Source organism: Corallococcus sp. CA053C (assembly GCF_003611675.1).
In the GTDB taxonomy this organism is placed as follows: domain Bacteria; phylum Myxococcota; class Myxococcia; order Myxococcales; family Myxococcaceae; genus Corallococcus.
In genome coordinates, this window is the sequence record NZ_RAWA01000366.1 from 1 (window position 1) to 9980 (window position 9980).

The window sequence follows — 9980 nt, forward strand, 5'->3', positions numbered from 1 at the left end:
CCCCAACGCCAGGGGGGAGGCGACGTTCGGGACGTGCGCACAACCCACCAGGCAGCCCAGCGACATCAGGATGACGAGCGACGAACGACGCAGCAGCAACAAGTCCTCCGGGGGTGAACGCGTCCGCATTCAACCCCGGAATCGTTGTACGTCAAACAGCGATCACCCTTCCCAGGTCGCGAGCAGGTCTCGCACCCGGGCGTACCTCTGGAGGAGGGCTGCGCGGTGGGCGCTGAGCACCACCATGAAACCCACCACCAGCAGGCCCAGGAGCGACAGGAACGCGGCGCCCACGCGGTGGTCGCGCATGCCGAAGCGCACCAGGTTGGCGGCCACGGCCGTCACGAGGAACCCCGAGCCCAGGTACACGTAGGAGCGGATCCGCAGCGCGATGCCCGCGCCCACGCCCACGAGGCAGAGGAAGACGCACAGGAGCATCGCCTCGCCGTCGTTGAACAGGAGCGGCTTCCAGGCCCCCGCCACGTAGATGCACGTCACCGCCACGGCGCGCAGCTGCGCGTAGGCGTCCTGCGACAGGCCGCCCCGGAAGACGCGCAGCAGGGCCAGCAGGGAGAGGCCCGCGGGGATGGCGTAGTACTGCGGCTCGCCGGAGCCGGTGCCCAGCCACACGAAGAACAGCGCCAGGTTGAAGGCCACGATGGACACGAGCGACGCGGGGCCCTTGTTCTTCGAACACGCCGCGAGCGCCGCGAAGTGCGCCGCGTAGCCCACGAGCAGCGCCACCGCCACGAAGGGCTCACCCCACGGCAGCGACAGCAGGCCCGCCAGCGGGAACAGCCACGCGCCCGCGATGGACGGACGGCGGAAGGCCTTCAGGCCCGCGCCCTCGCGCCGCACGAACAGGTAGAGGCCGGTGAAGACCGCGCCGCCGATGAGCGACGCCAGGCTGTCCGGGGCGCTGGGGCTCGCGCCCACGCCGATGAGGCGCACGCAGAGGTAGCCCGCCGCGACCACCGCCTGCGCCATCCACGCCGCGGCTTCGTCCTCTTCGCGCGCCGCGTGTCGCACCAGGGCGAAGAGCAGGAAGACGAGCCCGCCGCACGCCGCCCACGCCTCGCGCGCCGCGCCACCCGGGACGTGCACCGCCAGCACCGCCAGCAGCACCTCCGCGAGCGCCACGCCGGAGAAGCCGAGCCCCATGGGCCCGCGCACCTTCCGGCCCGCCACCGTCAGCACCAGCGTGGCGAGCAGCGCCGTCGCCGCGCCGAAGTACGGGAGGATGAACTCCGCGCCCCGACCCGTGGAGTGCACCGCGCCGTAGTGCAGGATGAGCGCGTGGACCGCGACGAGGGACGCGGCCCAGCCCAGCCATTCACGCTCGCGACGGCGCAGCACCACCGTCCACGCGGTGGCCCAGGCGAAGAGCACGCTCAGCGGCATGCCCGGGTGCTTCAGGTCCCGCAGGCCGGACAGTGACAGCAGCGCCAGCACCGCGCCGCTGTGATGCAGCGCCGCGCCCACCGCCACGCCCCGCTTGTCCAGCCCGAAGCCCACCAGCGCCAGCACCAGGCCCACGCCGGCCACGATGGCCGGTGCCCACAGCGGCGGCACCGCGGCGACCAGCACCGCGCCCAGGAGCACCGTGGCGCCGTTCATCATCAGGCGCTCGCGCGTCACCATCAGGACCAGCGACGCGGCACCCGCCACCAGCGCCACCGGCAGGGGCAGCGCGCCCGGGCCCGCGGCCGTCAGCCACAGCCCCAACAGCATGGCCACGGTGCCGGCGCTGCCCACCCACAGGGGCTCGCTCCACGTGCCTTCGATGCCCGGCGTGAGGCGGGCCATGATGTTCGTCAGCGTGCGCTGCACGGCGCCGGACTGGCACAGGGCGGACAGCAGCGCGGCGGCCAGGGCCACGCCCGCGACGAGCGGCCCCGCCTCCGGACGCCACGCTCCGGGATCCACCGACAAGCCGATGGGCGCGAGCGAGAACGCCCACACCGCCGCGGTGAGCAGCCACCGCTGGGACAGGAGGAAGGTCGCCGCCAGCAGCACCCCACCGAGCGCCGCCAGCGCACCGGGCGTCGGCGACGAGAGGACGGAGAGCAGCGTCACGGCCAGGGCGCCACCCACGGCGGTAGGCCGCAGCGCTTCATCGCGAGGCCCTCGGAAGAAGGCCGCGAGCGCGTCGGGCACGTGATGCGAGGCCAGCGCGAGGGCCAGCAGGAGGACCGTGGCGAAGGGCCGCGCCTCCGGGATGAACATCAGGAGCGCGGAGGCGATGCCCACGCGCAAGGACGGCAGGGGCCCCGTCATGAGCACCAGCGCGACCGCGGAGACCAGGGCCGCGCGCTGTCCCAGCTCCGGCACCATCAGCGACAGCGCGCCCATGCCCGCGACCGCGACCTGCATCCACATCGACAGCGCGTGGCGAGGAGCCTCGTCACGCGAGCGCAGGAGCAGCGAGGCCACGGACGGCACGTGCTCCACGACGCGCACCAACAGCAGCGGGTAGAGCGGCAGCAGCGCCACCCACGCGGGAGGGTGGCCCACGGCCGCGATGCCCAACAGACTGAAGGGCACCATGAGCGCCGCGGGGAAGGACTGGCGCAGCGAGCGCGTCCACAAGAGCGGCAGCAGCGCGGGCCCGATGAGCGCGAGCAGCGTGGCGTGGGGAGTCCGCGCCAGCGCATGTTCGTTCCAGCACACCGTGGAAGCGGCCAGCACCACCATCGAGGCCAGGGTGGAGCTGAGGGCGAAGGACTCGCCGCCCGTGGCGATGCGCCGCACGGCGGGCACGTCGTCCAGCAGGGCCAGGATGCCAAGGAACGTGGCCAGGCCCAGCAGGGCCAGGGGCCCCATCGTGTACAGCGCGACGCCCGCCTCGATGGTGGCCATCAACAGGCCCAGCGTGGAGGGCAGCGCGCGAGCGGTGAAGAGCGCCGCGAGCGCCGCGCCCAGCAGGAACACGGACTGCTGGGACGGGGTCGCCAGCTCCACCGGCACCAGCGGCAGGAGGAGCGCGAGGATGCCCGCGGTGACGGTGCTCGGACTGCGGCCCTTGTGCGCGGCCACCACCGAAGCGAGGAGCGACGCCGCGATGAGCAGGACCAGCGAGACCGCCGGCGACAGGTGCCACCCCGAGTAGAGCGACGGGACGTCCGGCAACAGCGCGAGCCCCATGAGCACGACCGCGAAGGGCCGCACGCCCGGGAAGGTGCGGGACGTCACCGCCACGGTCGCGGCGGCGGTGAGGATGACGGGGCCCAGGAAGGGCTCCTGGCTCCAGAGGCCCCAGGTCACGGCGAGCCCCGCGTACAGGAGGGCCGGGATGCCCAGCCGCTTGAGCAGGCCGCCGCGCTCGCCCAGCAGCGCGAGCACCAGCGCACCGCCCACCATCGACGCGAGCATCGCCTGCGTGGAGTGCACGGTGGCGAGCTTCGGCAGGAGCGCCGCGGCGAGGAAGGCGCCGAAGGCCACATAGCCGTCATCACGCAGCCGGAACGCGGCCACCAGCACGCCCACGCTTCCGAGCGCCAGGCCCACGATGGGCGCGGCGGCGGGGTGCACGCCCAGCGCGAAGGCGAACGCGCTCGTCCCGAGGACGCCGACCACCGCGCCCAGGAAGCGCTGCGTGCGCGCATCCTCCAGGCGCCACACGAGTCCCGCGAGGCCCAGCGCCAACGTGCCCGCCACGACGGCCGCGGGCCCGGCACCGAAGGCGATGGCTCCGGAGAGCGGCAGCGCCGCGAAGAGCACGGAGCCCACGGCGGTCAGCGGGAAGCGCTTGAACAGCAGGCCCGCGCCCAGGGACAGCACGGCCAGGGCGAGCGTGGCGAAGAAGGCCGGGCGCATGTCGGTGCCCAGGTGTCCGTAGAGCGCGAACGCGGGCGCGGCCCAGGTGGTGGCGCGCAGGAGCACGTCCGTGATGCCCAGGTCGCGCGCATCGCCGGTGCGCTCGCCGCGACGCTGGAGGCGGAACGCGAGCACCAGGCCCGCGAGCACGAACGGGATGGCGGTCAGGGCGCCGTACTGGAAGGGCAGCACCTCCGAAGGCGGGTAGCCCAGCCGCGTCTTCAGGGCGTTGATCAGGACCGTGGCCGCGTGCGGGATGATCTGCACGCTGGACGCATAGGAGAGGTAGGCGCCCACGTACGCGGGATAGAGCCACGGCAGGCGCGACACGGGCCCGCGCGACAGGGACACCAGCGTGCCGGTGAAGATGGCGGCGGTGAGGAAGAGGGCCGGCGTGGTGCCACCGATGGCGCCCGCGAGGCAGGCCACCTGGAGCGCCACGGTGCCGACGGCGAGCGGATCCGCGGAGCGTTCGGCATCGAGCGTGCGGAAGCGCAGGCAGGTGGCGAGCAGGAAGGCGACGAAGGGCGCGTAGGTGCCGGCGGGGACGGAGGCGTCCGCGGAGCCCAGCGCCAGGTGCAACCGGATGGCGAACAGCGCGGTCAGGTACAGGGGCGCGGTGAGCGCGAACGCGAGCGCGTCTCCCTTGCGCGGGGTGGCGAGCGGCTTGCTCGACAGCAGGAAGAAGAGGATGCACGGCAGGGCGTTGAGCCACACCGCCGGAGCGCCCAGCCGCGCGGCCAGGGGGGCGAGGCCCATGATGAGCGTGGCGCCGACGAGGCCCACCTGGACGAACGGGCGCGAGGGCGCGTCGAAGGACTCGGCGGGCTTGCGTGCGAGGAAGGCAGCGACGCCGGCCCAGACGAAGAGCAGCGGCACGAGCAGCGCGGGGTGAACGCCGTCGAGTTGGAGGGCCTCACCGAAGCCCATGGGCCCCAGCGCGACGCCGCCCAGCGGGGCCACGGCGGAGCCGATGAGGCCGAGGATGTGGCCGGGCCTGCGCAGCGACTCGCGGCGGGCGAGGAAGCCGCCCCAGACGGAGAAGCCGACGGAGTAGCCCACGGTCATCAGGAAGACGGTGAGCGAGCGGGTGACGGACGTCATCCCGTCCCAGGACTCGAAGACGAAGTAGAGCGTGCCGGAGAGGATGAGGAACGCGCCGATGAACCACGCGATGCTCTCGTAGAGGAACGGCCGCCACACGCGGCTCCACGTCGACGCCTCCTCGACGAGGCGCGCGGTGCGGCCCGCGGGCGCGGGCGGCTCCATGAACGGCTCAGCCGGATTCGGGGGCAGCTGGCGCGAGGCCGCCGCGCGGTTCGCGTTCATCGGCCGCGCGTGGGACTCGGGAGGCGTGCGAGCGGCCTTCGGACCGCGAGGGCTCGCGGTGTCCGGGGTGGCGACGCCCAGGGACGCGGAGACGTCATGCACGGTGAAGCGCGCAGCGGAGGACCTGGCGGCTTCGGGGGCACCCGCGACGGAGGCCTCCGTGAGCGCATGAGCCACGGGAGCTTCGGAGGCATCCGGAACCACGGCCTCGGTGAGCGCAGCTTCGGAGGCCAGCGCAGCGGTGGAGAGGGTCTCCACGGTGACCTGCGCTTCAGCGGGGACAGCGGCTGTCGCGGAGACCTCCGGCGCGGCGAACGCCACGGGACCGACGGCAACGGCCCCCTCCCCCATCGTCGCGGGAGCGGCCTCGGCCTGGACCGCGACGGGCGCCGGCTCGGGCTCGGGGGTCAGCGCCTGGGCGGGGGACTCGGTGAGGATGGAGAGGAGGACGCGGGCCTGTCGCTCGTAGCGTTCGGTGAGCCAGCGGCGCACGTGGGCGGGCACATCGGAGGCGTCCCAGCGCGGGGCCTCGTCCAGGAGGAAGTGGACGTGCGCGAGTTCGGCCTCGATGGCGGAACGGGCTCGGGCGGACATCAGGGTGCCGCAGAGAACGCACTGGCGCGCACTTCCCAGGCGTTCTTGTCGGCAGGCAGGACAGTACATGGAACTTCCCCCTCTACAACGGACGTGCCACGCACAATGCACTGGAAGGTCGCGGGATTGAAATCCACGGGGGGTGCGGTGGGCGCGTGGCACCTGTGCAGGGGGCTGCACACGTGCACACCCGGCGCTGGCCGGCGGCACCGGGGCATGGGACCGTGGAGGTCATGAGCACGGAACTGACGTTGCGGCCCATCGAGGCCCGGGACGACGCGGCGATGGCCGCGGTCATTCGCGCGGTGATGCCTGAGTTCGGAGCGGACGGCCCGGGGTTCGCGATCCACGACCCCGAAGTGGACGCGATGAGCGCGGCCTACACCCGGCCGAGGCACGCCTATTTCGTCGTCGAACAAGCAGGCCGCGTGGTGGGAGGCGGAGGCATCGCGCCGCTGGACGGAGGCGCGCCGGACGTCTGCGAGTTGCGCAAGATGTACTTCCTGCCCCAGGCCCGGGGCCACGGCACGGGCGAGCGCTTGCTGAGACACTGTCTGGAGTTCGCGAAGGCCGCGGGCTTCCGCCAGTGCTACCTCGAAACGCTGGCGGGCATGACGCAGGCCCAGAAGCTCTACCAGCGGCTCGGCTTCGAAACCCTCTGCGCCCCCCTGGGCCGCACCGGGCACTTCGGCTGTGACCGCTGGTACGCGCTGGACCTCACGAAGGGCGCCTGAGCGCTACGGCATGAAGGCACGTCGCGCGAGGACCTTCCCCTCGGGCGACACGGCGTACAGCTCGAACCAGTCGAACTCCAGACTGCTGCCCGCGGGCCATCCACAGCGGTCAAGGCGCCGGTCGATGCGGACGAAGTAGACGCCGCCCTCCTGGCCCACCACCACGTCCAATGAGCGGGCCGAGGACTCGCATGCGCCCGCATCCTGCTTGGGGAAGCTTTCGAGCACGCGCTGGAGCGCGGCATGGGCGGCCAGGATGGCCGGGCCGTCCAGGGTCGCAAGCGGGCGGAGATCCGTGGGCCACCGGATCCCTGCCGTGGCGCCGCCGTCTGTGATGGCGGAGATCCCTCCATCCTGCTTCCCGGAGGGGCCGGCATCAGGCCTCGTGGAGGTGCTGCCGCCATCCGCCACGAGCGACACCAGGAGCAGGACGTAATGGGGCTTCAGCACACGGCACCTCTCCCAGGGCACGGATGAGTCGGCATCATCGGGGGTAGCACTTCGGAGGAGGAAGGGTCGAGCCGAGATTCCTGGGAGGCCCAGGCTCGCAGCGGGCTTCGAGCCGCCATTGTCGCTCCGCGTCGCTCCAGCGAAAGACCTCTCCCGCGAAGTTCCATTTCAGGAACCGGGGCGTCTCCGCGTGTCCTGTCACCAGCCAGGCCCAGGCGGGAATGGGCCGCCCACGAGCATCGCGGGCAGGACTCCCGCCGGGGGACACCGCGTATTCGATCATCGTCCAGCGAGCCTCGCCCACCTTGACCGCGGGAAACACGAGCAGGTCCGCACTGCTCATGTCCGTGCCGCAGGGATGGTTATGGGCGAAGCCGAAGATCGGCAGGTCACTTCCAAAGTCCTTGTCGGCGACACCGCCCATCGGTGGCTGACAGGCGCCTCGCTCTCCCATCTGCTTCCGGACGGGCCAGGAGACACGCCAGTCTTGCGGCGTCCGGTAGACGGCGAGGCAATACTCGGTTGCATCGGGGCGCGGTTGCCCTGTGTTCGCATCACACGCATCCGCGGCACCGGGAAGCGCCATCAAGGCCCGGAGCGCGGGCAGCACCAGGTCATCCGGAATGGTCCCCATGTCCGCGTAGACCACCGGCACGTCCGGATGCTCCCAGGGGCCCGGGGCGATGATCAGCCTTGGGTTCTTCTCCAGCCGAGGAAGGTTGCTACTCAGGAAGTAGAGCCTGGGGCTCGCGCATGCGAGCACACAGAGCAGGAGTGAGGGCCCACCCATCTGGGCAAGCTCTGCCCAGACCCGGCGGTTCAGTCTTGAAGGGACCTTCAAAGGACTCCGCCGTTCGAGCGTGGAGAACGCACTCCATCACGAAGGCAGCCGCCCCGCCCACCCACCGTGCAAGGGAGCAGGCCACAACACGCAGCAAGTCTTGCCCTCCCGACCCAACTTCTCAGGTCAGGAGGCCCGCATGGCGGACACGAAGCAGCCCCGACGCGCTCCGCGCTCCCAGAGCGCACGCACCGTACACGCCGTGCCCGTGCACACGGACAAGCTCCCCTTCGACATCGAAGAGGTCCTCCGCCGCGTGCGCCACGAAGTGCGCTCCTTCGCGGACGCCGCGATGTTCGAGCTCGCCGCGAAGGGCCATGGCTCCCTCTTCGAGCAACTCATCGCGTGCATCCTCTCCATCCGCACGCTCGACGAGATCAGCCTCCCCGCATCCCTGCGCCTCCTGGAGCGCGCCAGCACCCCGGACGCCCTCGCCCGCCTCACGCCCGATGCCATCGACGCGCTCATCCGCCCCGTCACCTTCCACGAAGCCAAGGCCCATCAGGTCCACGCCATCGCCGTGCGCACGCGTGACGAGTTCCACGGCCAACTCCCCGCCGACCCGGACGTGCTCCAGTCCTTCAAGGGCGTGGGCCCCAAGTGCGCACACCTGGCGCTCGGCATCGCTTGCGGCCACGAGGTCATCAGCGTGGACATCCACGTCCACCGCGTCACCAACCGCTGGGGCTACGTGAAGGCCTCCACTCCGGAGCGCACGCTCGCGGCGCTCGAAGCCGTCCTCCCCCGCCCCTACTGGGTGGAGCTCAACCGGCTCCTCGTCCCCTTCGGCAAGCACGTGTGCACCGGCTCCCGCCCGAAGTGCTCCACCTGCCCCGTGCTCTCCTACTGCCGGCAGGAGGGCGTCACCTCCCACCGGTAGCACCGCAGCAGCCGCGCCCTACCGGTCATGCCCCGCGAACTGCGTGGCCCGCCGCGCGAACCTGCGCCATGGATTCGTCCGGCCGCCGTTCTCCAGGGTGATCTCCTTCGAGTGCCGGACGTCCTTCTCCCAGCACGCCTCCAGCTTCGCGGCGATCTCCTTGTCCTCGAACACCAGCGACCCTTCGCTCAACTTGTTGAGCGACAGCGCGTCCAGGTTCGTGGAGCCCACCACGCAAAGCCAGTCGTCCACGAGCATCGTCTTCGAGTGCATCATCGCCGGCTGGTACTCCCAGATGCGCACGCCCGCCGCCAGCAGTCGCTCATAGGTGGACCGCTGCGACGCGCGCACCACCGGCACGTCGTGGTGCGGTCCCGGCCCCAGCACCCGCACGTCCACGCCCTGCCGGACCTTCACCTCCAGCTGCTCCAGGATGTCGTTGGGCGGCGTGAAGTACGCGTTGGCGATCCACAGCCGCTTCGTCGCCGCCGCCACCACCAGCCGCACCATCCGCTCCGCCTCGGTGATGCCCAGCCGCCCGGTGCTGTCGATGAACGCCGCGCACCCGCCCCCCTCCTCCTTCAAGTCCGGGAACGCCTCGCGCGGCAGCAGCCCGCCCCCCGACTCCTGCCAGTGCTTGGCGAAGGTGACCTGGAAGCGCCGGACCTCCGGGCCCTCCACGCGGATGTGCGTGTCGCGCCAGTTGTCCTCCTTCAGCCCGTCGCCCTCCCACACCTTCCAGATGCCGAAGCCGCCCGTGTACGCGATGCGTCCGTCCACCACGACGACCTTCTGGTGCGAACGCCCCAACAGCCGCCCCAGCACCTTGCCCGCGAGCAGCCGGTAGTAGTGCACCTCCACGCCCGCGTCGGTGAGCCGCTTCTCCACCTGCTGGTCGAAGTCCTTGTCCCCCGTGGTCTCCTCGCTGCCCACCGGATCCACGACGACGCGGCACTGCACGCCCGCGCGCGCTCGCTCCGTCAGCGCCTCCACGAAGCGGTCCGACAGCTCACACGGCCGCCAGATGTAGATGAGCATGTGGACGCTGTGCTTCGCCGCGCGGAGGTCCTCCAACATCCGGTCGAAGACCTGGCTGTTCTCCAGCAGGTGCATCCGGTGCCCGGGCGAAAGCCCCACGCCCGTGGACTGGAACAACGAGAAGGAGAACCCCTCCGGACCGGGCGGCAGCTCGAACGGTCCCTGCATCTCGTGCTTGCGGTTCGCACCATCGAAGCCATGGGCCCCCGGCTGGGGCAGCAGTTCCACGTCCTGGAGGTCGCTCATGGGGCTCAACGTAAGAACGCCCGACGCTGCACGGGAGTCACCGCCCGTCTCC

General features: G+C 71.6%; 6 protein-coding genes. 2 read left to right on the forward strand and 4 right to left on the reverse strand.

The window, feature by feature from the left end; translation table 11 throughout:
* Positions 1-162 precede the first annotated feature (162 nt).
* A complete protein-coding gene (locus D7V97_RS33630; RefSeq protein ID WP_233583388.1) occupies positions 163-5739 on the reverse strand; it encodes a hypothetical protein in 5577 nt (1858 codons plus the stop codon).
* Positions 5740-5972: 233 nt separating this feature from the next.
* Here D7V97_RS33630 and D7V97_RS33635 point away from each other — a divergent pair, with 233 nt between their 5' ends.
* Positions 5973-6473 (forward strand): GNAT family N-acetyltransferase, encoded by a 501-nt coding sequence (locus D7V97_RS33635; protein ID WP_120614710.1) that lies wholly within the window; start codon positions 5973-5975, stop codon positions 6471-6473.
* Positions 6474-6476: 3 nt separating this feature from the next.
* Here the strand turns inward: D7V97_RS33635 and D7V97_RS46170 are convergent, their stop codons facing one another.
* Both D7V97_RS46170 and D7V97_RS33645 read right to left on the reverse strand, forming a co-directional pair.
* Positions 6477-6923: a hypothetical protein gene (locus D7V97_RS46170; RefSeq protein WP_233583389.1), complete on the reverse strand. Its 447-nt coding sequence runs from the start codon at positions 6921-6923 to the stop codon at positions 6477-6479.
* Positions 6924-6957: 34 nt separating this feature from the next.
* A complete protein-coding gene (locus D7V97_RS33645; protein WP_233583390.1) occupies positions 6958-7578 on the reverse strand; it encodes a hypothetical protein in 621 nt (206 codons plus the stop codon).
* Between the two features lie 325 nt (positions 7579-7903).
* Here D7V97_RS33645 and nth point away from each other — a divergent pair, with 325 nt between their 5' ends.
* Positions 7904-8644, forward strand: a complete 741-nt coding sequence (gene nth / locus D7V97_RS33650; RefSeq protein WP_233583391.1) for an endonuclease III — start codon at positions 7904-7906, stop codon at positions 8642-8644.
* Positions 8645-8662: 18 nt separating this feature from the next.
* On the opposite strand, the gene D7V97_RS33655 is transcribed toward nth, so the two are convergent.
* Positions 8663-9928, reverse strand: coding sequence for a phosphatidylserine/phosphatidylglycerophosphate/cardiolipin synthase family protein (locus D7V97_RS33655; RefSeq protein ID WP_120614712.1), 1266 nt, complete (start codon positions 9926-9928; stop codon positions 8663-8665).
* Positions 9929-9980 lie beyond the last annotated feature (52 nt).

Coding starts and splice junctions, on each gene's coding strand:
- D7V97_RS33630 (WP_233583388.1), bottom strand. CDS start 5,739: ATGTCCGCCCGAGCCCGTTCCGCCATCGAGGCCGAACTCGCGCACGTC.
- D7V97_RS33635 (WP_120614710.1), top strand. CDS start 5,973: ATGAGCACGGAACTGACGTTGCGGCCCATCGAGGCCCGGGACGACGCG.
- nth (WP_233583391.1), top strand. CDS start 7,904: ATGGCGGACACGAAGCAGCCCCGACGCGCTCCGCGCTCCCAGAGCGCA.
- D7V97_RS33655 (WP_120614712.1), bottom strand. CDS start 9,928: ATGAGCGACCTCCAGGACGTGGAACTGCTGCCCCAGCCGGGGGCCCAT.